At 61.3% G+C, this 23,764-nt stretch carries 19 protein-coding genes and 1 rRNA gene; 5 read left to right on the top strand and 15 right to left on the bottom strand.

Going from position 1 to position 23,764, the window contains the following annotated elements; translation table 11 throughout:
* Positions 1-28 precede the first annotated feature (28 nt).
* Entirely contained in the window at positions 29-1,279 is a 1,251-nt protein-coding gene (locus DMX06_RS09090; RefSeq protein WP_050704266.1) for a ribonucleotide-diphosphate reductase subunit beta, read from the top strand.
* 102 nt (positions 1,280-1,381) lie between these two features.
* Here DMX06_RS09090 and DMX06_RS09085 read toward each other — a convergent pair whose 3' ends face one another.
* Genes DMX06_RS09085 through DMX06_RS09075 form a run of 3 tightly spaced genes read right to left on the bottom strand, consistent with a single transcriptional unit; the run spans position 1,382 to position 4,525 of the window.
* On the bottom strand, positions 1,382-2,449 hold the full coding sequence (locus DMX06_RS09085) for a serine/threonine-protein kinase (RefSeq protein WP_110736349.1): 1,068 nt from the start codon (positions 2,447-2,449) through the stop codon (positions 1,382-1,384).
* The gene (locus DMX06_RS09080; RefSeq protein ID WP_110736346.1) at positions 2,446-3,492 is read right to left on the bottom strand and encodes a serine/threonine-protein kinase; all 1,047 of its coding nucleotides are present in this window, start codon (positions 3,490-3,492) and stop codon (positions 2,446-2,448) included. Before DMX06_RS09080 ends, DMX06_RS09085 begins: the two co-directional genes overlap by 4 nt.
* The gene (locus DMX06_RS09075; protein WP_146232192.1) at positions 3,476-4,525 is read right to left on the bottom strand and encodes a PP2C family protein-serine/threonine phosphatase; all 1,050 of its coding nucleotides are present in this window, start codon (positions 4,523-4,525) and stop codon (positions 3,476-3,478) included. The genes DMX06_RS09080 and DMX06_RS09075 overlap by 17 nt, the downstream gene beginning before the upstream one ends.
* Before the next feature lie 495 nt (positions 4,526-5,020).
* Between DMX06_RS09075 and DMX06_RS09070 the strand changes: the two genes are divergently transcribed.
* Positions 5,021-5,560, top strand: coding sequence for a BRO-N domain-containing protein (locus DMX06_RS09070; RefSeq protein WP_110736342.1), 540 nt, complete (start codon positions 5,021-5,023; stop codon positions 5,558-5,560).
* A gap of 39 nt (positions 5,561-5,599) precedes the next feature.
* Here DMX06_RS09070 and DMX06_RS09065 read toward each other — a convergent pair whose 3' ends face one another.
* Positions 5,600-5,920, bottom strand: coding sequence for a helix-turn-helix domain-containing protein (locus tag DMX06_RS09065; RefSeq protein ID WP_069017428.1), 321 nt, complete (start codon positions 5,918-5,920; stop codon positions 5,600-5,602).
* Between the two features lie 243 nt (positions 5,921-6,163).
* On the bottom strand, positions 6,164-6,634 hold the full coding sequence (locus tag DMX06_RS09060) for a GNAT family N-acetyltransferase (RefSeq protein WP_110736340.1): 471 nt from the start codon (positions 6,632-6,634) through the stop codon (positions 6,164-6,166).
* A gap of 358 nt (positions 6,635-6,992) precedes the next feature.
* Here DMX06_RS09060 and pdxR point away from each other — a divergent pair, with 358 nt between their 5' ends.
* The 3 genes from pdxR (at position 6,993) to DMX06_RS09040 (ending at position 11,618) form a co-directional block, all read left to right on the top strand.
* Positions 6,993-8,474: a MocR-like pyridoxine biosynthesis transcription factor PdxR gene (pdxR, locus tag DMX06_RS09050; RefSeq protein WP_110736336.1), complete on the top strand. Its 1,482-nt coding sequence runs from the start codon at positions 6,993-6,995 to the stop codon at positions 8,472-8,474.
* 277 nt (positions 8,475-8,751) lie between these two features.
* Entirely contained in the window at positions 8,752-10,182 is a 1,431-nt protein-coding gene (locus DMX06_RS09045) for a transporter (RefSeq protein ID WP_110736334.1), read from the top strand.
* 17 nt (positions 10,183-10,199) lie between these two features.
* Positions 10,200-11,618, top strand: coding sequence for an aminotransferase-like domain-containing protein (locus tag DMX06_RS09040; RefSeq protein ID WP_110736333.1), 1,419 nt, complete (start codon positions 10,200-10,202; stop codon positions 11,616-11,618).
* A gap of 241 nt (positions 11,619-11,859) precedes the next feature.
* Here the strand turns inward: DMX06_RS09040 and DMX06_RS09035 are convergent, their stop codons facing one another.
* The 10 genes from DMX06_RS09035 to rrf all read right to left on the bottom strand — a co-directional run.
* Positions 11,860-12,759, bottom strand: a complete 900-nt coding sequence (locus DMX06_RS09035) for a LysR family transcriptional regulator (RefSeq protein ID WP_110736331.1) — start codon at positions 12,757-12,759, stop codon at positions 11,860-11,862.
* Between the two features lie 46 nt (positions 12,760-12,805).
* Complete coding sequence (locus tag DMX06_RS09030) at positions 12,806-14,821, bottom strand: pyridoxamine 5'-phosphate oxidase family protein (protein WP_110736329.1); 2,016 nt, start codon at positions 14,819-14,821, stop codon at positions 12,806-12,808.
* Positions 14,822-14,839: 18 nt separating this feature from the next.
* A complete protein-coding gene (locus DMX06_RS09025) occupies positions 14,840-15,469 on the bottom strand; it encodes a glutathione S-transferase family protein (RefSeq protein WP_110736328.1) in 630 nt (209 codons plus the stop codon).
* A gap of 162 nt (positions 15,470-15,631) precedes the next feature.
* Complete coding sequence (locus DMX06_RS09020; protein ID WP_110736326.1) at positions 15,632-16,186, bottom strand: UPF0149 family protein; 555 nt, start codon at positions 16,184-16,186, stop codon at positions 15,632-15,634.
* Between the two features lie 84 nt (positions 16,187-16,270).
* The gene (locus DMX06_RS09015) at positions 16,271-17,248 is read right to left on the bottom strand and encodes an asparaginase (protein WP_110736324.1); all 978 of its coding nucleotides are present in this window, start codon (positions 17,246-17,248) and stop codon (positions 16,271-16,273) included.
* Complete coding sequence (locus DMX06_RS09010; RefSeq protein ID WP_258378822.1) at positions 17,245-18,312, bottom strand: hypothetical protein; 1,068 nt, start codon at positions 18,310-18,312, stop codon at positions 17,245-17,247. The genes DMX06_RS09015 and DMX06_RS09010 overlap by 4 nt, the downstream gene beginning before the upstream one ends.
* A gap of 93 nt (positions 18,313-18,405) precedes the next feature.
* Positions 18,406-19,302: a nitrilase family protein gene (locus DMX06_RS09005; protein WP_110736321.1), complete on the bottom strand. Its 897-nt coding sequence runs from the start codon at positions 19,300-19,302 to the stop codon at positions 18,406-18,408.
* A 135-nt stretch (positions 19,303-19,437) separates the two neighbouring features.
* Positions 19,438-21,384 (bottom strand): flavin monoamine oxidase family protein, encoded by a 1,947-nt coding sequence (locus tag DMX06_RS09000; RefSeq protein WP_110736320.1) that lies wholly within the window; start codon positions 21,382-21,384, stop codon positions 19,438-19,440.
* Positions 21,385-21,604: 220 nt separating this feature from the next.
* The gene (locus DMX06_RS08995; protein ID WP_110736318.1) at positions 21,605-23,248 is read right to left on the bottom strand and encodes an acetolactate synthase large subunit; all 1,644 of its coding nucleotides are present in this window, start codon (positions 23,246-23,248) and stop codon (positions 21,605-21,607) included.
* Positions 23,249-23,689: 441 nt separating this feature from the next.
* A 5S ribosomal RNA gene (rrf, locus tag DMX06_RS26965) occupies positions 23,690-23,764 on the bottom strand; the annotation flags it as partial.

The raw sequence follows: 23,764 nt of genomic DNA, 5'->3' as shown, positions 1-23,764 counted from the left end.
GCGCAACCCTCTAGCAGGAGCCAGGACCATGCTGAGCTGGGACGAATTCGACAAAGAAGACGGTGAAGTCGCCGCCAAAGGCAACACCCCCGCGCAGGCCGCAGCCGCCACCACCCTCGACAAGCTCGACAGCGCCGGCGGTGCCGCCGCCCTGGAAGCCCGTGCCGCCACCGCCGCCGACTCCGACGCCGTCAAGCGCGCCAAGGCTGCGCTGGACGCCCTGGACATCGCTGAAGGCCTGGCCGAGCTGGAAGGCTCCTCGGCCCGTGTCGCGGTCGATGAAAAGCGCATGATCAATTGCCGCGCCGACCTCAACCAGCTGGTCCCGTTCAAGTACGACTGGGCCTGGCAGAAGTACCTCGATGGCTGCGCCAACCACTGGATGCCGCAAGAGGTCAACATGACCGCCGACATCGCCCTGTGGAAGAGCATGGACGGCCTGACCGAAGACGAGCGCCGCATCGTGATGCGCAACCTCGGCTTCTTCTCCACCGCCGACTCGCTGGTTGCCAACAACCTGGCCCTGGCCGTGTACCGCCTGATCACCAACCCGGAGTGCCGCCAGTACATCCTGCGCCAGGCCTTCGAAGAGGCGATCCACACCCACGCCTACCAGTACTGCATCGAGTCGCTGGGCATGGATGAAGGCGAGATCTTCAACATGTACCACGAGATCCCGTCGGTCGCGAAAAAAGCCGCCTGGGGCCTGAAGTACACCCGTGCCATCTCGGACCCGGAGTTCAACACCGGCACCGTCGAGACCGACAAAGAGCTGCTGCGCAACCTGATCGCCTACTACTGCGTCCTGGAAGGCATCTTCTTCTACTGCGGCTTCACCCAGATCCTGTCCATGGGCCGCCGCAACAAGATGACCGGCGTCGCCGAGCAGTTCCAGTACATCCTGCGCGACGAGTCCATGCACCTGAACTTTGGCATCGACGTGATCAACCAGATCAAGATCGAGAACCCGCACCTGTGGGATGCCGCGATGAAGGAAGAGGCTACCCAGATGATTCTGCAGGGTACCCAGCTGGAGATCGAATACGCCCGTGACACCATGCCACGCGGCGTGCTGGGCATGAACGCGGCGATGATGGAGGATTACCTCAAGTTCATTGCTAACCGTCGACTGACCCAGATTGGTCTGAAGGAAGAGTATCCGGGGACGACTAACCCGTTCCCTTGGATGAGTGAGATCATGGACTTGAAGAAGGAGAAGAACTTCTTTGAGACTCGGGTGATTGAGTATCAGACTGGTGGGGCGTTGAGCTGGGATTGACGCTTATTTGAATAAAAAGGCTGCCCAAGGCAGCCTTTTTATATTCGGAAACCATTCATCTTCAAAACTTAGCAACACGAAAAGCCATTAGTTAAAACCACATTATCTCATAACGACCATTGGATGCCCTCTGAAATGAGGTGACCCAGGGAACCTTGAATAGCAAACCCTCCGCCGCTCATTTGAAGGCTTCTGCAACCCATAAATACTTTCCATACTAAAGAATGATTGCAACCCATCCCCACCCATTACAAAACCACTATACCCATTTTGAATAAGATTAAGTAACTCTCCCTCGTAGCGGTCGCCACAAATAAAGCAAAGATCCGATAACGACCTTACAAGCTCCCCGGCAGTAGGTCGTGCCTTTAAGTCAGATTGCAAACAACTTTCAACTATCAACTGCAGTTGCTCTGAAAGAATCTTATACTGAGGATTACTCGTCATAAAGCCTGGCCAAGCGGCACGCTGTCCAGTCTTAACATTTACAGCCGCCTCTAAATACACACCAAACGGGTAGTCTCCAGTCAGCACTCTAAACATCAAAGCGCCAAGTGACCAGATATCTGTACTTTTCCCTGGATGATCCCCAGGAGAGCGGAACATCATTTCTGGCGCCATATAAGGCAGCGCCCCTTTAATAGTGCCCGAGGTTGAATTTGTCAGATCACCACCATCTTTTGCAGCCTCATCCAACACCTCCTTGGTAAAAGTAGCAATACCAAAGTCTGTTATTTTTAGCTGATGAAGATTCACTCCTGGACCGACAATTATATTACTAGGTTTCAAATCACGATGAATGACATCTACGTAATGGGATGCGGCAACACCCTTTGCCAAATGGAGAAATACTCGTGCCCCGAGATGAGGATCTACCGCTCCAAACTCCTCAATTACCTTTTCAAGCGTCCGCCCAGGAACATACTCTTCAATCAGGTAAGCTTTTCCTTCATCCTCAAAATAATCTAATGTTTTTGCGACATTATGATGATTTACCTTTGCCGCAATAATTGCACTTTGACTGAATCGCCTCAGAACCTGGCCTGCCTGAGGTGTTTTAAGCGCAACTTCACACTGTAATAAATGGTCTTTAGCAAGAAATACATCTTGCATCCCACCCTTCCCAACATGCCTTAAAATCTCATATCGCTGGGCTACAATATGGCTCATACCAAAACCTCCGGATTTGAGACATCGAATGTCACAAACCTTCTCTTACCCGCCGCTCCGAATGTAATGACACAACATCCTGGAACTAAATCCCCAGGAGAAACCCTGGTATTATTCAAATAAACCGCACCACTAGTCGCTTCCACTTTAAAGTCAAAGCCATCATAAACTATAGTTATCTCGCCGACATCCTGAGCTCTCAAACCAATCTTCTTATTCTCAGCATCAAGTTGATGAACCTTTCCGCTCATCACAACTAGAGCCTTATGCTTATTTTTCAAAAGGTGCTTCGCCAACATACGAGCCACCTCGCTCATGACAGGCCTCTCAGCAGGCTCTTTACTCAGGCATGCTGAAATCATAAGCAATATATCTTCGTGCAAACCTTTCAAATGGCAGGAAACACCGTCAATATCTTCTCTTCGATTCCTCAGCTTACTCACAAGAGAAAAATCTCTATTCACAAGTGAGACACAGAGAACCCCAAATGCATAAACATCGACGGCCTTTGTGAAAGATATTGGCTTCTGCGCCCATAGTTCAGGAGCCATGTATGCCGCAGTACCAATAACACTAACCGTTTTTGCCTCATCTTCGAAACGAGACAGCCCGAAGTCAAAAATCTTTACAACGCCATCATGATCAATTCGAATATTTTCTGGCTTAATGTCTCGATGAATAATCCCAACATCATGAATATCTGACAGACCCGAAGCAATCTGCCACAAAACCCTTAAATACTCTACACCTACTTCGTAGCTTCCAGGCTCTAAATCCTTGCCATCTATATACTCCAATACAATACCAACTTCCGAAACACCCCGATCACTTAAATTAACAACATCATATAACTGCACCACGTTTTTTGAACGAAGCTTAGCCAACGACATCTGCTCATCAACAATCCTGCGAGTATCCACCCCTGGCTGGAGCCGTTTCATAACAACGCGACGCTGCAGGTTAGTGTCAAAACACTGTACTACCTCCCCCATTCCACCGGCAGCTCCACCCGATGACACCTCGTACCTATTTGCGACTAACATCTCCACCCTCCGAAGCAGAGCCACCGTTAATCTCTACATCTAACTCAAATTCATGAGAAGCTCTCTTTTTCACCTTAGAAGACTTAATCTTCTTTGTGCGCTGGCTCTCATTCTTCGTTAGAGATTCGTCCTTCCTTCCATGCAATCCAAGCTCATGCTGAATCAGTGCAAGATTGCTCTTTGGAACTATTACTTCGGCGAATGACACATGCCCAAAAGCATCCCAAAGCTCCACCGAATCAGGTTCCGACTCTAAGACCTTAACCTTAAGCCCAGGCAGATCCATGAGGGCAGATGAGGCGTTATCTGGGCTACCACACCACCGTGACAGAGCGGAGATTCTTTCTGACGCAGATTTAATGTCAGGTGAATAGTACAAAATATCGTCAAACGTTTTGGAATCGACGTAATGCACCCCATCAGTTGTAATCGCAATACTTTGAGCGTCTGACGAGACATCTACTAAGTGAGGTGAAATCCCTGCCCCCATCCCGGCAAACTGAAGCAGTTCCCGCCCATGTCCGCCAACTGCCTCTTGTAGAGAATCATCTGTAGTCAATCGTTTGGTTCTGCCTCCGCCACCAAACTCATAGGCCCTTGAGTCGCCGACATGTACAATTAAAGCTCTCCCTTCGTCATCTACGATCAACCCTGTTAAGGTAGCCCCCCCTCTCCCCTCAAAAGCATGATTAACTCGATCATTAGCCTCCAATATAGAAAACTTCACCCGCGATTGGAGGTTGAAATCTCTATATGCTAACAGCGAGCTAAAGAAGCTTGCTATAGCCAACTCAGCACACTTATCTCCTTCCTGCATCCCTCCCATACCATCAGCCAGTACAACAGCCAAAATCCCACGACCACCATTTACTGCTCCAAGCCTGAGCATTGCTGCTCTGTCTTGATTGCTTTTCCTTTGAAGTCCTATATCTGTACTAATAATTACTGGAATGTCGTAACATGACTGAACACCACGACCTGGCACCTTTCTTGATAACCACTTCCTTATAGACTCGCTTAATAGTATTCCCACTTCTCCTCCTTATGATTCGAATCCACTTAACCTCTACCAAATTGAATAGACAACCCCTAAGCAAAGCCATTAAATAGCCATCAGACTAGAATTTTTTCTGATCGTTTGTCTACACCTTGGCATTAGAAACTCTAGCCATTTACGGAAATCTCCTACACGAAAGCTATTGACCTTATCGAGTGTGGCACCTAGATTTGCCGTCGGCGCCTAAGAAACGCCTCACGTAGCGGTCGTTCCGCCCCGACAGATGCGGTTTTTTTGTGCCCGTGGTCTAATCCTGCGCGCGAAAAACGTGTTATGTCGGGAGTGGACCAATACAAGACCCGAAAGGGAAATACGTCCGGCCTCTACGTGGGTTTTCTTAACTCCCGACACCCAGCCCTAAGAAAGCTGGCAATCACGTAGAGGTAAAGGAAATGCCTATCGAGACCGTTCGCAGGCCTTTCGCACATGCGTCCCGCCTATTCCACTCCCTCAGGACCAGGGAGGCCAGCCATGACTGACCTCCACGACTCCACCCTCTTCACCCGCCACAACCGTCCTCTCCACACCCTCTGGCTCGAATCCCAAGCCTGGTTCTGCGCCCACGAACTCGGTCGGATGACCGGGCGCTTCTTCGACGAACACTGCATCCGCAAGCTTGACCCGGACCAGCATCGCACCGTGCAGCTGCTGCGCTACGGCCAGTACAGCGAGACCACCATGGTCAGCGAGTCCGGTGCCTATACCCTGCTGGCCCATCACCACATTCCGGAAAACCGCCACCTGCGGCACTGGCTGACCCATGAGGTGGTGGCGGTGCTGCGCGATGGGCAGGACTCGGCGCTGGAAGACCTGCCTCGCCTGGGCAGGATGTGCTGGCCGGGTGGGCATACGGCGAGTCTGTTGTATTGGCAGAGTGAACCTTGGGTACGAATGCGGGATATGCCGGTGGTGATGGCGGCGGAGTTACCCGTGGTGGTGCCCGAGCGGCGCAAGCTGAGCTGGAAGGAATGTGCGCAGCGGGCGTTGCGGTTGCATGGGGTTGGCGATTGAACCCTGCGATCCACTGAAAGGGCTGCCATGCAGCCCTGTTCAATCCTGCCCTGATTTCTTCCGGATGCGCTGGCGCTTGGCACCAAGCTCATAGCGAGCGATGTCGGCTATGCACTCCACCTTCGGCAAAAACAGCGCCTCAAGCTCTTTTCTTCGACCTAGAACCATCGCCACTCGGATCAGATTTTCAAAACCGACATTTCGTCCCGTTTCAAGGTTGGACACAGTATTGGTGCCGATGCCAGCACGAGCAGCCACTTCCGCTTGCGACATCTGTTGAGCGAGCCGCTCGGTGCGCAAGCGCTCGCACAAGGCCCTCATGAGCTCGCTGGGTTTAGTAAGACTTAAATCCAACTTCATGCGTGTTATCTCGAGAAATCGCAGTTAAGGCACAAAATATTGGATTAAGTATTCCTCTGCCAGAAAGGGGTCGTCTTTCTGAATGGTCTGACAACACCGTAAGACTCAGGCAGATTTCGAAGGAGGATTTCTGATGGCTGGGGCGTGGGAGCGGCGCTGCGCCGCAGGAGATTGCACCGCAAAGCCGGTGCTCCCCTTCGCGGGGCAAGCCCGCTCCCACGCCCTTATCGGCTCACAATGGCCTTAGTGAGCAACATCCAGCGGCATCCGGTACTCGATCACCCCCGGCTTCTCGGCAATCCAGTCATACAACCGCTGCGCAGTCCGGTTGGTCTCCTGGGTATGCCAGTACAGCCGGTCGCACTGCTGCTGCCGGGCCTGGTCCTGGACGAACTCGATCAGTTGCTTGCCGATCATCCGCCCGCGGGCGCTCGGGCACACGAACAGGTCTTCCAGGTAGCAGAAGTCGTTGCGTCCCCAGGTCGAGCGGTGGAACACATAGTGGACGAAGCCGAAGAGCTGTTCGCCGTCGGTGGCCACGGCGCAGTGCATGGGTTCGGCCGGGTCGAAGAAGCGGGCCCAGGTGCGCTCGGTGATGGCTGGGCCCAGGTCTACCTGGTAGAAGGCCTGGTATTGCGCCCAGTAGTCGAGCCAGGGCTGAAGGTCGGTTTGCTTCACTTCGCGGATGAAAACGGGCAGTTGGGTGGTGGTCATGGTTGGAACCCCTTTGGGACAAGACTGCGTGAATTAGTGAGGGGGCCGGCCTGCCCGTAGCGCTTGCCTTCCTTGGTGGTTGCTTGCGGGCTTGGGTTTTATAGCGGATAAATGGTTGGTTTTTACCTGCCAATTGCTTGGTAATGGCCAGACCACTTTGGGGTTCTGGATGGGCGTTAGGCTTGAGATTGCCGGGGCTGCTTTGCAGCCCTTTCGCGACACAAGGCCGCTCCCACAGGGGTTCGCGGTCGCCTGTGGGAGCGGTCTTGCCGGGGCGCCGGACCGGTCGGAAAGGGGTGCGAAGCGGCCCCGGCATTGGCAGTTATTAATCTAATCCACCAGCCAGGGAATCAGGCCAATGTTCAAACACGCGCAGCTGGAATCGGTGAAAGCCTGGATCAACGACCCCGCACACGGCGCGCTGGCCTTGCATGTGCGTATTCAACGGGCAATCCGCCAGCTGATCCTCGACGGCGCACTGCCGGTGGGTAAGGCGCTGCCCGCCTCGCGCCCGCTGGCCCAGTCCCTGGGCGTCTCGCGGGATACCGTGGAGTCGGCCTACAGCCAGTTGCACGCCGAAGGCTTTATTGAACGGCGCGTGGGCAGCGGCAGCTTCGTGTCGCAACGGGCCCGGTGCCTGCCGTCGCGCAAGCGCCAGCGTCCGGCACATCAGCAAGCCCCGGTACAGTTGAGCCGCCGAGCTGAAGCCGTGTTGCACAGCGGTGGCGTCCACAACTTCCAGTCGCCCCGCCCCTTCGCCCCAGGCGTGGCCGAAACCCGGCACTTCCCCCTGGCCATCTGGGAGAAGCTGGAGCGGCAGGTGTACAAGGAATACGGCACGCGGGCGCTGGAGCACAGCGAGCCGCAGGGCATGGCCCCCTTGCGTAGGGCAATCGCCGACTACCTCAACCTCGAGCGCGGGGCCCAGGCATCCGCCGAGCGCATCCTGATCCTCACCAGCTCGCAGCAGGCCCTTGGTCTGTGCGCCCAGGTACTCATGGACGCAGGCGACCAGGTCCTGGTCGAAGACCCGCTGTACCAGGGCACCCGCAGGGCTGTCACCGCCGCCGGCCTGGCATGCGTGCCGGTCCCGGTGGACGCGCGCGGCCTGCAGGTGGACGCCATGGCCCGGCTGGCGCCGGATGCCCGGGCGGTGTTTCTTACCCCTTCGCACCAATACCCGACCGGCGCGACCCTGGCGCTGGACCGGCGCCTGCTGGCGATCGAATGGGCGCGCCAGCAACAAGCCTGGATCATCGAGGACGACTACGACAGCGAGTTCCACTACGCCGGCCGCCCCACCGCCTGCGTGCAGGGCCTCGACCCACACGACCGCACGCTGTACATCGGCACCTTCACCAAATCGCTGTTCGCCGGCCTGCGCATCGGCTACCTGCTGCTGCCGCCCCAGCTCGTCGCGCCGATGACCGCCGCCCGCACGCTGCAGGATGGGCATAACGCCTCCATCGCCCAGCTGACTCTGGCCCGCTTCATGGAAGGCGGGCACTTCAACGCCCATGTGCGGGCCATGCGCGCGCTCTACGCCGAGCGCCGGGATGTGCTGGCGGATCTGCTACGCAGGCACCTGGGGGCGTTTCTCGTGCCGCAGGTGCCCGCCGGCGGGCTGCAGATGCCCTGCCATTTCGTGCAGGGCTTGCCTGAAGACGCCGTGGTCAGGGCGGCACGCGGGGTGGGGATCGATCTGTTGGGGCTGGGCAGCTTGTACGCGGTGCCGAGGAACGATGCCGGCTTGTTGATGGGGTTTGCAGCGCTGACGCCCGCTGAGATGAGGGAGGCGGTGGTGAAACTGCAGAAGGTGCTGGCAGGTTTGGCCAGATAACCACGCTGCGTGCAAGCAGTACGGTCAAAACCCATGCGGAATGCGACCAGAATGCCCGATCCACGTAATGCCTCGGATTGCAGGCATTAACGGCCAATATTGCAGTCAGTGCCCAGAAATCCAGGCATTGGCGTGAGAGGTAGTGCGAACAGGTGCCTCTAATGCCACGAGCCAGGGGCTGTATTGAAAATCCCCCACTCCCTGTATCTATTACGGTCTCTCCCTTCCCTCCACCATCCCTTCCACACTCATCTGGATGGCTAAAGGAACCCGCATCATGGCTGCCCTGCTGCTGCAAATGTCCCCCATTGGCCTGGTGATCGCCCTGATCCTGCTGCTGCGCCGCCCACCCGTGCAGGCCGCGCTGGCCGGCGTGGCCGGTGTCTTGCTGCTGTGGGGGCTGGGCGCCGCGCAGCCGCTGTCGGCGGCGGTGTCCGGCGCCATCCTGCAAGACACGCTGATCCTGTTCCTCAGCACCGCCTGCGTGATCGTCCCGGGGCTGGCCTTCGTCATCCTGGTCGAACGCGCCAACGCCCCGCAGGCGATCGGTGCCTGGGTGCGGGAGCTGGGCTGGACGCCGCCGATGCAGGTGATCTTCATCGTGCTGGGCCTGGCGCCGCTGCTGGAGGCGATGACCGGGTTCGGCGTATCGCTGATCGCCACGGTGCCGCTGCTGATGGGGCTGTTTTCCCGCCAGGTCGGCATGAAGATGGCGCTGGCCGGCATGGTGGTGATGCCCTGGGGCACGCTGGGGCTGGCCACGGTGATCGGCGCGCTGCTGGCCCATGTGCCGGCGCAGGAACTGGGCAGCCATTCGGCGCTGGTCAGTGCCCCGGTGTTCCTCGGCCTGGCCGCCGTGGCGCTGGTGCTGGCGGGGATTCGCAGTCTGCAGGCTTGGCTGGGGTTGGCGCTGGTCTCGTTGCTGTTCAGCGCGGTGCTGTATGCGGTCAACCGCTGGATCGGGCCGGAGGCGTCGGGCGTGCTGGCTGGGTTGGCGGTGGCCGGCGTGGGCCTGGGGATGTCCTGGGCGCGGCGCGGGGCGCTGGTGCGCTGGCCGCAGGCGGCATGGCCGTACCTGGCCCTGCTGGCGGTGATTATCATCTCGCGGGGGCTGTTCCTGCTGTCGGGGTGGGACGGGCTGTGGGTGGTGCATGGCACCAACGTGTCGTGGAAGCCACTGGCTTCGCCGGGGCTGGCCTTGCTGCTGGTGGTGCTGATGATGGTCGGGCGCCAGGGCGCGGGCTTCCCATGGCAGGCGCTGGTCACCCGGGTGCGGTTCCCGGTGGCGACAATATTCCTGTTCCTGCTGCTGTCGCAGGTGATGGTCAAGGCCGGTTTCCTGGTCGAGGCGCAACGCGCGCTGCAAGCGATGTCGGGTGTGTCGCTGGCTTCGACGGTATCTCTGCTGGCCGGGCTGGCCGGTTACGTCACGGGTTCCAATGTCGGCGGCACCACGCTGGTGATGCCGTCCATCGCTGCGCTATCCAGCGTCCACGGCCCCTGGCTGGCGGCCATGGCCAACAGCGCCGCAGGCCATGGCGCGCTGGGCTCACTGTCGATCCTGTCGCTGATCATCGGGCTGGCCGGGGCGAACCGTGAGGAAGAGCACGGACTGATCCGCTTCGGCTTTGCCTTGGTGCTGCTGAACATCGTCATCGTGGCTGCAACCGGCGTGGTTTTGCTCTACCTTTCGGGAGCCCCCGCCTGAGACGACACAAGGCCCCCATGGACCGGAACCCCAAGCCCGACAAACGCTGGCACACCGTCAACGCCTGGCTGCTGCGCCAGATCGACAGCGGCGAATGGCCCAGCGGCACGCAACTGCCCTCGGTGCGCGAGCTGGCGCGGCTGTTCGACAGCAGCATCGCCACCGTGCAGCGGGCCCTGGCGGAGCTGGAGGCCAATGCCTATGTGCAGGCCACGCCGCGGATCGGCTATTTCGTCGCCAAGGGCGCGGCCCAGGTACAGGGGTTCGACCTGGCTAGCGTCACCGTCAACGTCAACCACGCGGTGGTCGCCATGCTCGCCCAGGCGGCCAGCAACACCGCGCTGTCGTTGAGCTCGGCAGTGCTGCACGACGAGCTCACGCCCCAGGTGCTGCTGAACAAGTGCCTGGCGACGCTGGCCGCCAAGGCCGGCCTACCCTTGGCCGGCCTGATCGCTCCGCCGGGCCTGGTCTCGCTGCGCCGGCGCATCGCCGGGCTGATGCTGCAACGCGGCGTGGCCTGCGGGCCGGACGATATCCTGGTGACCTCGGGCGACACCGTGGCCCTGGAGCTGGCCCTCGAAGCCGTCGCCCGGCCGGGCGCCACGGTGGCCATCGAGACACCTACCTACTACGGCATCCTGCAGACCATCGAACGCCTGGGGATGCGCGCCCTGCCCATCCGCACCCACGCCGACAGCGGCATGGACCTCGAGCACCTGGAATGGGCCCTCAAGCGCGGCAAGGTCGATGTGGTGTTTCTCAACCCGACGCTGCAGAACCCACGGGGCTTCATCATGCCCGACGTGGCGCGGGCACAGCTGTCACAGTTGGCGCAGGCAGCGGATGTGCCGATCATCGAGGACGATATCTTCTTCGACCTGGTGGACGAGGCGCAGCGGCCCAAGGCGATCAAGCACTACGACAGCACCGGGCAGACTATCTATTGCTCGTCGTTCTCCAAGACCGTGGCGCCGGGGTACCGGGTTGGCTGGTGCGTGGCCGGACGGTACCGGGATGCGATCCTGGCACAGCTGTTTTCGCGCAACCTGGCGGTGTCGAGCCTGGCCCAGCGGGTGCTGGATGAGTTTATCGGGCGGGGGTACATGGAGGAGCACTGCGCGAAGCTGCGCGGGCGGCTGGTAGCGCAGACCGAGGTGATGGCGACGCTGGTGCAGTCGGTGTTTCCGACGGGGACACGGTATGTGGCGCCGCAGGGCGGGTTTATCCATTGGATCGAATTGCCGGAAGGGACGGACATGCTGGCGCTGCAACGGTTTGCGGCGGAGCGTGGCTGCAATGTCGGCGACAGCGGGATGTTCTTTGCCGATGGGGAATGTGGCACTGGGTTGCGGGTGTGCCTGGGGCGGGTGATAACGCCGGAGGTGATGGGCGGGTTGAGGGTACTGGCGGAGTGTGCGGCGCTTTCGAGGTCTTGATTACGCTTGAGGTACTTGGGGGCGCTGCGCGCCCCTTTCGCGACACGAGGCCGCTCCCACAGGGGAATACGTGCTCCTGTGGGAACAACTGTCTTCTTTGTGGAAGCTGACCCGGCCATGCCGGGCATCGCCAGAAAAACTGGGGTCCTACGGGTTTGGAGTGAAGCTCAGGCTTGGCGCGGTCCATGTGGGAGCGGCCTTGTGTCGCGAAAGGGCTGCGCAGCAGCCCCAGGTTCCGGAATCAAGCCAGATGTGCCTGGCTGCGCAAATGCTCGGCCAACATATCGATAAAGGTCCTCACCTTGGTCGAGCCATATTTGCTCTCCCGATGCAGGATATGGATCGGCCAGGGCGCTTCCTCGTATTCAGCCAGGATCACCTGCAAGCGCCCGGCCGCCACTTCGTCCGCCACCTGGTACGACAGCAGCCGGGCAATCCCGAGCCCGGCACTGGCCGCGGCGATGGCGGCGTCGTTGCTGGTCACGGTCAGGCGCGGCTTCATGCGAATCAGCGTCGGGTCGTCGATGGCGCCGAAGCGCCAGTCCGTGCGCGGTGACAGGGTCCCGGCGGCGATGACTTCGTGCTTCTGCAATTCCGAGGGATGGCGCGGCGTGCCGTGGCGTTCGAGGTACTCGGGCGAGGCGCACAACAACCGGCGCATCCTGCCCACGCGCAACGCCTTGAGGCCCGAATCGGGCAACTGGCCGATTCGCACCGCCACGTCCATGCCCTCCTCCACCAGGTTCACCACGCGGTCGAGAAAGTACGCCGACACATCCACCTCGGGGTACTGCTGCAGGTAACGGACGATGCACGGCATGACGAACTTCTTGCCGAACAGGATCGGCGCGGTCACCGCCAGGTCGCCCTTGGGCGCGGCGTTGATGCCGGCGGCGGCTTCGTTGGCCTCGACGATGCTGGCGAGGATATGCCGGGTGTCCTCCAGGTAGCGCCCGCCGGCCTCGGTCAGGCGCACGCTGCGGGTGGTGCGCAGCAGCAGCTTGACCCCGAGCTGTTCCTCCAGGGCGCTGACGGCGCGGGTCACCGCCGCCGGCGAGATGGCCAGGCGGCGGGCGGCGGCGGCGAAGCTTTCCAGCTCGCCCACGGCCACGAACACTTTCATCAGGTGGATCTGGTCCATGCCGCGCCCCACGCGTTGTCGTGGGGCGATTATCCCTGTGCGCACGCTAGAGCTCCAGCACCACGGCTTGCGCGCCGTCCTCGGCCTGGGCGGGGATGGCGCAGCAGATCAGCACGCTGCCGGCTTCGGGCAGTTCGGCAGGCGGGTTCGGGTAGTGGACCTGGCCGCTGACCAGCTTGGTCTTGCAGGTACCGCAGGAGCCCCCTCGGCAGCTGAACTCCGGCGACAGGCCACGGCTTTCCGCCAGTTCCAGCAGGGTGCCGCTGTCCGGCGCCCAACGCGCTTCCTTGGCGGAGCTGGCGAAGTACACCGGCACCGGCTCGCTGGCGGGTGGTGGCTGCTGCAGCGTCGGCTGGTTGTCGTCGGTGTGGCGGCGCAGTGTCGAGGGGCCGAAGGCTTCGGCATGGATGCGGGCGTCGGGCACATGCACGCCGCGCAGGCCTTCGTACAGGTCCTGGGTGAAGCTGGCCGGGCCGCAGAGGTAGAAGTCGTAGTCGTCCAATGCCAGCGTGGCCTTGATTTGCTCGATGCCCAGGCGGCTGGCGAATTGGTAGTCATGCCCTGGCACGGCCGAGGGCTCGGGCTGACTCAGGGCACGATGGATGCTCAGCAAGCCCTTGGCGTGTTGCTGGAGCGCGGCAAGCTCCTGCTGGAACGGCAAGTCGGCCAGTGTGCGCCCGCCATGAAAAAGGTAGATACGCCGCCCCAGCCCCTTGGCCAGTTGCTCACGGAGCATGGCAATCAACGGAGTGATGCCGACGCCCGCACCGATCAGCACAAGAGGCCGGTCGCTCTGCTGATCCAGGGTGAAGCTGCCCATGGGCTGGCGCACCTCCAGCCGATCGCCGACCTTCACCTGTTGGTGCAGATAGCGTGACGCCGGCCCCTGCGCCTTGACGCTGATGCGCAGGAAGCCATCGGACGGCGCGCTGGACAGGCTGTAGGTACGGATCAGCGGCGCCTCCCCATCGATGCGCAAACGCACGGGAATATGCTGGCCAGGGGCGAAGGCCACTGCGGCGCCATCCTCGGGTTGCAGATGGAACGAGCGGATATCGCGACTCTCCTGCTCGATGTGCAGTACCCGCCAGGTCAGCCATTGACGCTGCCGTTCGCGCTGTTGCAGGCGCTGCTCGGCTTCGCGCCAGGTGCCGGTCATCAGGCTGGTGGGTGCGTATTCCTGGAAGGCCCAGCGCAGCGACACGGCAGCCCGGCGCAGCACCACCTGCTCGATGTCCAGGGTCCAGATCCGCTCGGCGCCTTCGAAGGCGCTGATCAGCGGGCTGTCGAGAATCACCTCGGTACGACCGGAAACCTGCAGCACATCGCCCGTGGTGAAGTCGACGAACACCAGGCCAGCGACCGGGTTGACCAGCAGATTACCGAGGGTATTGAAATGCAGGTTGCCGGCGTAGTCGGGAATGGTCAGGCGATTGCCCTCGACCCTGACGAAACCAGGCCGGCCACCGCGATGGGACACGTCCACCGAGCGCTGGCCACCGTCTCGATCGACGTAGCTGGCGACAAAGAAGGTGTCGGCGCTCTCGATTATCGCGCGGGTCTCGGCATTGAGTTCCGCTGAGTCCCGGCGCCCCTGCGGCGGCTTGTCGACGCGGGTGTACTCGCGCAGCTGAATGTACTGCGGGCAGTTGCCGAACGACTGCTCGACCACCACCTCCAGCTGACCGGCGCCTGCCCTGCGGATCAGGCCATTGAGCCGATTGCGTCGCCGGGTATGCAGTTCGATTCCCAGCAAACCAATGGCACCGCCGTCCACCAGGCCCGGCGCGGCCGGGTCATCGGCGGCAAGCTCAGTGCCAATCAGCAGTTGCCGGGGATCGGGCGAGCTGACGAAGCCTTCCGCGCCTTCGAGCAGCGTCGCCCAAGGGGTGCCAGCGGCATCCACGGCACCGGCCACCAGGAACGGCAACTGCTGGTAGAACGCGCGATGCTGGTCGGGCATGAAGTCACGGATGACCTTCTGCCCGAACACCTCCATGCGCTCTGCAACACCGACGTGCTCCTGCAGCCGTTTTTCACCTGCATGCCAGGGCGATTGCATGGCGGCATACCTCGGGAGTCAGAGCGTGGTCTGCAAACCGATGACCGTACGTGGCATCGGCACGAAGCCCGGCAGCGCCTCGACACGGGCCAGCCAGGCGCGCACGTTGGGGTACGGCTCCAGCGACACGTTGCCTTCCGGCGCGTGGGCGATGTACGAGTAGTTGGCGATATCGGCGATGGTCGCCTGGCTACCGACCAGGAACGGGCCCTTGGCCAGTTCGGCGTCGATCACCTTGAGCAGGGTGTGGGCGCGGCCGATGACTTCGTCGGTGTTGAACGAGGCACCGAACACCGTCACCAGGCGTGCCGCCGCCGGGCCGAAGGCCAGTGGACCCGACGCCACCGACAGCCAGCGCTGCACACGGGCGGCACCGACCGGATCCGCAGGCAACCAGCGCTCACCGCCGTAGGCCTTGGCCAGGTAGACCAGGATGGCGTTGGAATCGGCGATGACGATGCCGTTGTCATCGATCACCGGCACCTGGCCGAAGGGGTTGATGGCGAGAAACTCTGGCTGCTTGTGCTCGCCCTTGGCCAGGTCGACGAAGACCAGCTCGGTGGGCAGTTCGAGCAGCGACAGCATCAGCTCGATGCGGTGGGCGTGGCCAGACTTGGGGAAGTTGTACAGCTTGATCGGGCTTGGCATGTGCGGGGCTCCGGATCAGCGCCGGGAGTGGCGCTGCTGGAGGACATGCTGCACTGGATCGCCCGACAGCAGAATCAGTGCCGGGAGCAATCCAGTATTTCGGCAGGTGAAATAATCACAATCACGGGGCAAGCCCGCTCCCACCCGCCCGCGCTTGCGATCTCAATGACGGTGCTGTTTCTGGTACAGATACAACCCCCGCGCCGCCTCGACCACCAGCGGTACACAGGCCTGATGCTCATCGAAGCTCATCGAGTCGAGCAGCTCGAAATTGTCTTCCAGCCCATGCAGGGAAATGGCCTTGAGCAGACGATCCTGCTCCGGCGGCAGCTCGCTCCACTCGGCTACCTGGGTACCGCGCATGTAGCCGAAGCACCACTCCTCGAGAATGATTGTCGGGCCCTCTTCGCTTTCGCCCTCCTCAAACTGAGGTTCGAAGTGTTCGAGGTCGTCGGCCAGCTCTTCCGCTACCTGGTTGGCATAACGCAGCATCAACGCAGTGTAGGCCTCTTCATGGGCAGGTTTCTTGAACTTCGGAACCTTGCCACCAGCGACAGAGGGCAGCCATTGCTCGGGATTGACCTTGCTAGGGGAGCTGGCCAGAGCGGTGAAGAAACCGTTGAGCTCGGCGAGGTTGAGCACCGAATAGTCGTTGCCGTAGGTGATCAGCAGGTCTTCGAGACGGTCGAGTTCTTTTTCGCTGAGCGCGGGGAGCATGGGCGGGTGTCCTAGGGCGGAAATTTGCGTGCACCCTAGCACAGGCAACGCCTGCCCGCTCCCATCAAGGGAACGGGCATCGGACTATTGCTGCAGCCAGTGCGCCAGGTCGGCCTGCCGCCCGGTGCCGATCAGCAGCCACAGCAAGAGTCGGCACTTGCGCGGGCAGAGCCAGCCGGCCATGTGCAGGCCCCGGGCCTGCAGGTCGATCTCGCCGCCGATGAATCCGTAGGTCCCCAGGGCTGTCGGGCCATTGCCAGTGCGGGTGGCGATGATCACCGGCATGTTGCCGGCGATGCTCCCCAACGCCTCGGCCCAGGCTTCAGAGACATGGCCTGCGCCAAATCCGGCAACCACCACCCCTGAATAGCCCAGGCCTCCGAGCGCTTGCAGCAGCCTCGTATCGGCATCGAGACAGGCCTCCAGCAAGACGACCTGGTGATCCACCTGCACCGGCAGGGGTAACCCCCGCCGTGGCGTGGCAACCTGGCGATAAAGTGGTCTGCCCTCCACGATTTCCCCTATCGCCCCAGCGCCGGGCGACTCGAAGGCCGCCATCGCCAGGCTGGCAGTCTTGCGTACCCGCGCGGCCAGGTGGATCTGGTCGTTGATCACCACCAGCACGCCACGCCCCCGGCTGCCATCGGCAATTGCAACCTGCACCGCCGCCAGCAGGTTCGCCGGACCATCGGCGCCCGGCTGGCTGGCCGAACGCATGGCGCCGGTCATGATCAGCGGGGTGTCATGGGGCCAGAGCAGGTCGAGGAAATACGCGGTCTCCTCCAGCGTATCGGTGCCCTGGGTGAGGACCACGGCCTGGGCCCCCGCTTGCACTTGCGCGCTTGCCCAGGCCAGCGCATCCAGCATGTCGCTGAACGCCAGCGAGGCGCTCGGCACCAGGCACAACGTGGCGGTGCTGATCTGCGCCAGTGCCTGCAGTTGCGGCAGGGACGCCAACAGCGCGGCGCAATCGAGCCGAGGTGTGACACCCTGCCCCGGCACCCCGGATTGCATGCTGACAGTGCCGCCCAGGCTGGCGATCGAAACACGTGGTGATGTCATGGGTTACCTCCCGCAAGCAGGCCGACCAGGGGCACGATGCCCAGGGTGCTGATGGCCATGGACAGGACATTGCCGATATAGCCGTGCATGTAGCCTGGCAGGCGCTGGCTGATGGCCACGGCAAGCGGTGGCGCGATCAGCGCGCCGAGCACGGCGCTGGCGAAGATCACCTGCCAGCTGCCGCCCAGTGTCAGCACGGCGGCGGGCACGATCGACACGATAGGAATATAGGTCGGATACCAGCCCCGCTCTTGCCATTGCCGCCGCCAGAACAGCACACCGACCAGCGATGCCAATGCCTGCCCGGCGACCATCTGCAGCACCAGTTGCGATCCGTAGGCCGGTGCCGCCGGCGCCAGTACATAAGCCAGCAACACGCCCAGCAGCAAACCGAGGCTGGCCAGTTCGTTGCCAAAAAACGGCGCTTCGCTGAAATCGGCCAGTACCCGACGCAGGGTCCAGACCACGCCATAGTCCGGCTTGCTGGCCGTCGCTACGACCTCAGGACGCTGCCCATCGCGAACCAACGTCGGGAAGCGCTTGCACAGCAGGAATGCCAGCACGCTGGCCAGGGCCATGCCACTGACATTGCCGATCACCACCGGCAACTGCAGCGGGTAGCACAGGTAGTTGACCAGCAGCAGGCTGGCCGGCGTCACCAGCACGGCACCGAGCAGCGCGCCATTGATCGTGACGCGCCAACCGCCGCCAAACAGCAGGACCATGGCCGCCGGTAACGAGACAAAGGCGACGAAGGTCGGCTGCCAGGCACCACCGTCCAGCGTCCAGCCCCACAGGGCATGGCTGAGCAGCAGACCAAGTAACGAGCTGATGATCAGCCAGGGCCACAGCCCGGTGCCGTAGCAGATGGCAAAGCCTTGCCAGCGATACCCGCGCTGCTGGGCCCAATGCGCGAGGCTCGCCCCCAGCAGCAGCCCCAGTGCCGGCAATTCGTGCTTGTAGAAGGCGACCTCGCTGATATCACCGACAATCCAGCGCAGCCTGCTCAGTGGTTGGTCGAGGGTTGCGACAAGCTGCGCATAATCGGGCCATCCAGCCAACATCAGGCTGGCAACGCAAAGCAGCGCGAGGCCCAGGAGTATCACCGACGACGACCATTGTCGCGGTAAGCAAAGGCGCTGTTCCATGACGCCTCCTCAACGTGGCATCGGCGCATGCAGCCGATAACCCAGGGTGGCGTCGTAGAGGTCGGTGCGCCGGTCACGCGGCAGGTCGTTGAGGCTGTTCCAGATCGGCGCCGAGCGGGCGGCGCTGAGGTCGACGTCGGCATAGAGGATGCACTCCTCCTCGGCATTAGCCACCTCACCGATAGGCCAGCCGTTGGTGCCGGCAATCAGCGAACAACCGAGGAAGCGCCCGCCCCGTTCGCGGCCGATGCGATTGGCGGCGGCGATGTAGACATTGTTGACGTGGGCCGCGGTCATCGTCAGGTACGAGGCCATGCAGCGTCCGGCCTCGTCGAACAGCGGCGGCGGTGTCCAGACCCAGTTGTTCAGGCTGCAGATGATGTCGGCGCCCTGCGCCGCCATGAGCCGTGGCACCTCCGGGAACCAGATGTCCCAGCAGATCAGCAGGCCGATGCGGCCGATAGGTGTTTCGAATACCGGGAAGCCCAAGTCCCCTGGCGTGAACCAGAGCTTTTCCTGGTTCCACAGGTGCGCTTTGCGGTAATGCCCGAGCCGCCCCTGCGGGCCAAACAGCACGGCGCTGTCGAAAAGCTTGAGACCGTCACGCTCGGCGAAGCCTGCGGCCAGATACACCTGCTGCTCACGGGCGAACTCCGCCCAGGCCCGCAGGCATCGTCCATCCTCCAGCGACTCGGCGTGGGCATAGGCCTCGGCGCGAGAGTTGAAGGTGTAGCCAGTGTTGGCCAGCTCCGGCAGCACGATCAGGTTCGCCCCTTCACGCGCGGCGCGGCGGGCCAGGGCCAGGCCACGGCTCAGGTTGCCATCGCAATGGTCCAGGCCGACCTGCGGGTCGTACTGGATGACGGCAATGCGTACGGGGCTGACGGGAGTGGTGTGTTCCTGCATGGCGGCTTCCTGTTCTGGTTGTTGTGGAAGGCCGCCAGTAGAACGGGCATGGCAGGTGGGGCAACAGTCAGCAGGATCCTCTGGAACTGAGGGAGCTTGCGAAAATACCTGGAGGCGCACTCCTACAAAGTTGTTTCAAAGCGCCTGTCGAGGCACCTGATAATGCGGATAGTGCTCCAAGCTGAAGCCCCCCTTGAAACGTGCGCCGGTGTCGTTGCAGAGGTTGATCACGGTGTCGATGGCAGTACGCAGACACGGCTCGGTCCAGCCGGCATCGACAGAGAAAGACTCCCCGGCGAGGTAGAGCCCTGAATGGGCACTCAGGTCGCGGTTGTACTTCATCAGGCTTACCGCGTCGTAATAGGTGCCCGCCCGGTACAATTTCGCACAGCCAAGTGCATTCCTGTCTGTCATCCATCTTTGTATGCGGGTGTTTCCAAGATCGATATGTGGCGAGATGGGTTCGCCGATGTTGGTGCAACGCAACAGGATCCGATCGAGTTCCGCTACGCATTTTTCCACCAACTCGGTGTCTGAATAGGCCGCCAGCTTGGTGGCATCGTCCTCCCAGGTGTAGCTGAGCAGGATGCAATCGCGGGTGTGCCGATCGTTGTAACGGTAGGCGTAGACATCGTGCACAAAGCTGTCGGTGACCAGGATCTGCGGCATATGGGGATGCTGGTCGAGAAAGCTTTTACGCAGCGGCGCATAAACCTTGCAGCTGGTCTCCCAATGGGCGTGCTTCCAGGCCTCGACAATGGCCGGTGGCAGCATGTTCCGGGAGAACCCCTCCAGGCGTATCCCTGTTTCGATCAACCAGGACGGCGTGGAAAGCACCACACTGTCGAACACCTCGCTCATCGGCTGAGCCTTGGCTTCATCGCTGTGCCGCCAACGGTAATCGACGCGGATGCGGCCATCAGCCAATTTGTGCAGCCCATGAACAGAGCTGTCCGTCAGCAGGCCATCCTTACGCGCCACGCACTGGCTATACAAGGATTCGCCCAAGCCAGCGATGGCCATGAACAGCAGGGCCTCATCCAACGCAGCGATCCCCAGGTAGGCAGGAGCCTGGAAATGCAGGCCTTTGCTGTCGGGCACAGTCTCGACATCCCGATACGGCGCTGCAAGCACTTGCCCCCTTTCATCTACACGTCCATGCACAAGCTGCAGGTGGCTGCTGAAACCGAAAATGGCGGTGCGCAGCGGATAGAGGCAACACACGTCGTAGAAGGCGCCCCAGCTGCCATCACCGATGCCGATTGCATAGAAGATCGCCGACTCGTCACGGTCCATGCCAAGGCCGCCGAAATCGCCTGGATTGCCGGGGTCCCACGCCTCCTGGATAGGCAGCAATACAAGGTCACGGAACGACAGCCTGTGATATCGCTCGACGATTGCCGACCACATTGCCAGCCAACCTTCTGTGCCGTAAATGGCTGCCACCTGTTCGGCGAAACGCTCGGCAAAGCGCCGCCACTTGCCATGAATCCTCTGCAGTACCGCAGTAGGTGGCGGAGTGTGACCTTCGGGGTTTTTCCAGATCAGCAGCTTCGGATCACCCTCCCCTTCAAGTTGACCTTCACGCAGGTAGATACCTGTCGCATTGACCCAGGGCGTGCCAGGGTTGGGGAAGTCGGAAAGTCGCAGGTCGAACAGATCTGCGTAATACGCCATCAATGAACGGCCTGCCTTGGGCGGCTGGCCGGTTCGGTTGAAGAACGGCATGCGCATGGCGCCCATTTCGAAGGGGGCGGTGTGTGCTGGTGGCTTGTCAGCAGAGGGTGACACGGTGAGATGACGCCCCCCGATTCGCCGGGCCTGTTCGATCAGGGTGATATGGGTGAAACCACAGCGCAGCAGTTCTCGTGCGATGGTGAGGCCGGTAACGCCAGCACCGACAATGCAGATGCGATGTGCAGGACTAGCAGCCTGGGCAATGCCGCCCAGTTGTTCGACGAGGCGTCGGTAGTCGAAACACAGGTCAGGCGGGTTAGGGAATCGTGCGGACCATGGCAGCACTGGGGTGTGAGGCTCGACGGCCAGGTCGGCGGGATGGTTGTGCGTTGATCCGATGGTCATGGGCTCGGGTTCTCAGGGTGGGTGAGGAACCTGAGCATGCCGGGAGCAGGGAGGTGGGGATCAGTAGATGTGTATTGTGATGCCGCGTGCGTTGTTGCCTGAATTGATGCATCGCGGGTCAAGCCCGCTCCCACGCCACCCGCTCCCACAGGGCCTGTATTAGCTCGGTGGTAGCGGATAGCGTGGGAGCGGGCTTGACCCGCGATAGAGGCGTCAGCGTTTAGACCGCCAGCGCGCGCTCACGCAGCTCGCTGTTGAGGATGCGGTCGTTCTCGCTGTAGTCCACCGGGCAGTCGATCACGTGCACGCCTGGGGTCTTGATGCAGTGCTCGAGCAGCGGCAGGAAGCCTTCGGCGCTTTCCACACGGTGGCCATTGGCACCGTAGGCTTCGGCGTATTTGACGAAGTCCGGGTTGCCGTAGTCCAGGCCGAAATCGGTGAAGCCCATGTTGGCCTGCTTCCAGCGGATCATGCCGTAGCCGTCGTCACGCAGGATCACCACGGTGATGTGCATGCCCAGACGTACCGCGGTTTCCAGCTCCTGGCTGTTCATCATGAAGCCGCCGTCGCCGCATACCGAGATGACCGGGCGATCCGGGTACACCAGGTGCGAGGCCATGGCCGATGGCAGGCCGGCGCCCATGGTCGCCAGGGCGTTGTCCAGCAGCACGGTGTTGGGCTTGTGGGCCTTGTAGTTGCGGGCGAACCAGATCTTGTAGATGCCGTTGTCCAGGGCGACGATACCTTCGGACGGCAGGGCGCGACGGATGTCGGCGACCATACGCTGCGGGTAGACCGGGAAACGGTCGTCATCGGCGCCTTCGGCGATCTGCGCTTCGTTCGCTTCACGGATGGCCATCAGGCGGGTGAAGTCCCAGTGGCTGGTGTCGGTCAGCGCTTCGCTGATCTGCCACACGGCGTTGGCGATGTCGCCGATCACTTCAACCTGCGGGAAGTACACGGCATCGACTTCAGCCGAGCGGAAGCTGACGTGAATGACTTCGGTGCCACCACGGACCATGAAGAACGGCGGCTTCTCGATCACGTCGTGACCGATGTTGACGATCAGGTCGGCGGCTTCGACGGCGCGGTGCACGAAGTCACCGGACGACAGCGCGGCGTTGCCCAGGAAGCGTGGGTGGCGCTCGTCTACCACACCTTTACCCATCTGGGTGGTGATGAACGGGATGCCGGTCTTGTCGATCAATTGCTTGAGGACCTTGGCGGTCATCTTGCGGTTGGCGCCGGCGCCGATCACCAGGATCGGGTTGCGGGCGTTCTTCAGCTTCTCGACAGCGGCTTCGATGGCCACGTGTTCGGCCAGCGGGCGACGGTGCAGGCTGCGCGGGATCGGCAGGGCGTCGGTCTGCTCGGCGGCGATGTCTTCCGGCAGCTCCAGGTGCACAGCACCCGGCTTCTCTTCTTCGGCCAGGCGGAAGGCCTCACGCATGCGCGCAGGGATGTTGTCGGCCGAGGCGAACTGGTGGGTGTACTTGGTGATGGGGTCCATCATGCCGCACACGTCGATGATCTGGAAACGGCCTTGCTTGGACTTCTTGATCGGCTTCTGGCCGGTGATCATCATCATCGGCATGCCGCCCAGGTAGGCGTAGGCGCTGGCGGTCACCAGGTTGGTCGCGCCAGGGCCGAGGGTCGACAGGCTGACACCGGTCTTGCCGGTCAGGCGGCCATAGGTCGCGGCCATGAAGCCCGCGGATTGCTCGTGGCGGGTCAGTACCAGCTTGATCTTCGACTTGCGCAGGGACTCGAGCAGGTCGAGGTTTTCCTCACCGGGAATGCCGAACACATACTCGACACCTTCGTTTTCCAGGCATTGCACAACGACATCGGCGGCCTTGGCCATCTTGCTTCTAACCTCAAGTAATAGGACGGTGAAAGTCCAGAAATGCGCAGCACGGTACGCTGGCATCGCTCGGTCCGGGTGCCAGGATTGCCCCGAACCTAAGCCTTGACGCAGGGTAGGTACGGGGAAGTCACGTAATTGTGACGGCAATATTGTCGCACCTGTGGCGAGGCGATGTGAGGTAGCCGGCGAGCAAAGGATATTTGCGGTGGGAGACATGATGGGCAGTAGTGGGATCTCTGTAGGAGCGGCCTTGTGTCGCGAATGGGGCGCGTAGCGGCCCCAGGGTTTGTGCATCACGCTGATATCGCCGGGGCCGCTTTGCGGCCCTTTCGCGACACAAGGCCGCTCCCACAGGGGTGGCGGTGTGGCGTTGATTTTGGAACGCAGAAAAGACAAAACCCCTACCTGCTCGCGCAGATAGGGGTTTTGCGAAATGAATCTTGACGATGACCTACTCTCACATGGGGAAACCCCACACTACCATCGGCGATGCATCGTTTCACTGCTGAGTTC

It is taken from the genome of Pseudomonas mosselii (assembly GCF_003205295.1).
GTDB lineage: Bacteria > Pseudomonadota > Gammaproteobacteria > Pseudomonadales > Pseudomonadaceae > Aquipseudomonas > Aquipseudomonas mosselii_B.
Note: the sequence above shows the minus strand (reverse complement) of the source record. Positions and strands in the feature narration are given on the sequence as shown.

Bases quoted from the DNA above. Each gene is read 5' to 3' on its own strand.
- DMX06_RS09025 (WP_110736328.1), bottom strand. From the start codon at position 15,469: ATGCCAAGCCCGATCAAGCTGTACAACTTCCCCAAGTCTGGCCACGCC.
- DMX06_RS09045 (WP_110736334.1), top strand. From the start codon at position 8,752: ATGGCTGCCCTGCTGCTGCAAATGTCCCCCATTGGCCTGGTGATCGCC.
- DMX06_RS09090 (WP_050704266.1), top strand. From the start codon at position 29: ATGCTGAGCTGGGACGAATTCGACAAAGAAGACGGTGAAGTCGCCGCC.
- DMX06_RS09060 (WP_110736340.1), bottom strand. From the start codon at position 6,634: ATGACCACCACCCAACTGCCCGTTTTCATCCGCGAAGTGAAGCAAACC.
- DMX06_RS09015 (WP_110736324.1), bottom strand. From the start codon at position 17,248: ATGACATCACCACGTGTTTCGATCGCCAGCCTGGGCGGCACTGTCAGC.
- DMX06_RS09065 (WP_069017428.1), bottom strand. From the start codon at position 5,920: ATGAAGTTGGATTTAAGTCTTACTAAACCCAGCGAGCTCATGAGGGCC.
- DMX06_RS09035 (WP_110736331.1), bottom strand. From the start codon at position 12,759: ATGGACCAGATCCACCTGATGAAAGTGTTCGTGGCCGTGGGCGAGCTG.
- DMX06_RS09040 (WP_110736333.1), top strand. From the start codon at position 10,200: ATGGACCGGAACCCCAAGCCCGACAAACGCTGGCACACCGTCAACGCC.
- DMX06_RS09070 (WP_110736342.1), top strand. From the start codon at position 5,021: ATGACTGACCTCCACGACTCCACCCTCTTCACCCGCCACAACCGTCCT.
- DMX06_RS09080 (WP_110736346.1), bottom strand. From the start codon at position 3,492: ATGTTAGTCGCAAATAGGTACGAGGTGTCATCGGGTGGAGCTGCCGGT.
- DMX06_RS09085 (WP_110736349.1), bottom strand. From the start codon at position 2,449: ATGAGCCATATTGTAGCCCAGCGATATGAGATTTTAAGGCATGTTGGG.
- DMX06_RS09030 (WP_110736329.1), bottom strand. From the start codon at position 14,821: ATGCAATCGCCCTGGCATGCAGGTGAAAAACGGCTGCAGGAGCACGTC.
- pdxR (WP_110736336.1), top strand. From the start codon at position 6,993: ATGTTCAAACACGCGCAGCTGGAATCGGTGAAAGCCTGGATCAACGAC.
- DMX06_RS09020 (WP_110736326.1), bottom strand. From the start codon at position 16,186: ATGCTCCCCGCGCTCAGCGAAAAAGAACTCGACCGTCTCGAAGACCTG.
- DMX06_RS09010 (WP_258378822.1), bottom strand. From the start codon at position 18,312: ATGTTGGCTGGATGGCCCGATTATGCGCAGCTTGTCGCAACCCTCGAC.
- DMX06_RS09000 (WP_110736320.1), bottom strand. From the start codon at position 21,384: ATGACCATCGGATCAACGCACAACCATCCCGCCGACCTGGCCGTCGAG.
- DMX06_RS08995 (WP_110736318.1), bottom strand. From the start codon at position 23,248: ATGGCCAAGGCCGCCGATGTCGTTGTGCAATGCCTGGAAAACGAAGGT.
- DMX06_RS09005 (WP_110736321.1), bottom strand. From the start codon at position 19,302: ATGCAGGAACACACCACTCCCGTCAGCCCCGTACGCATTGCCGTCATC.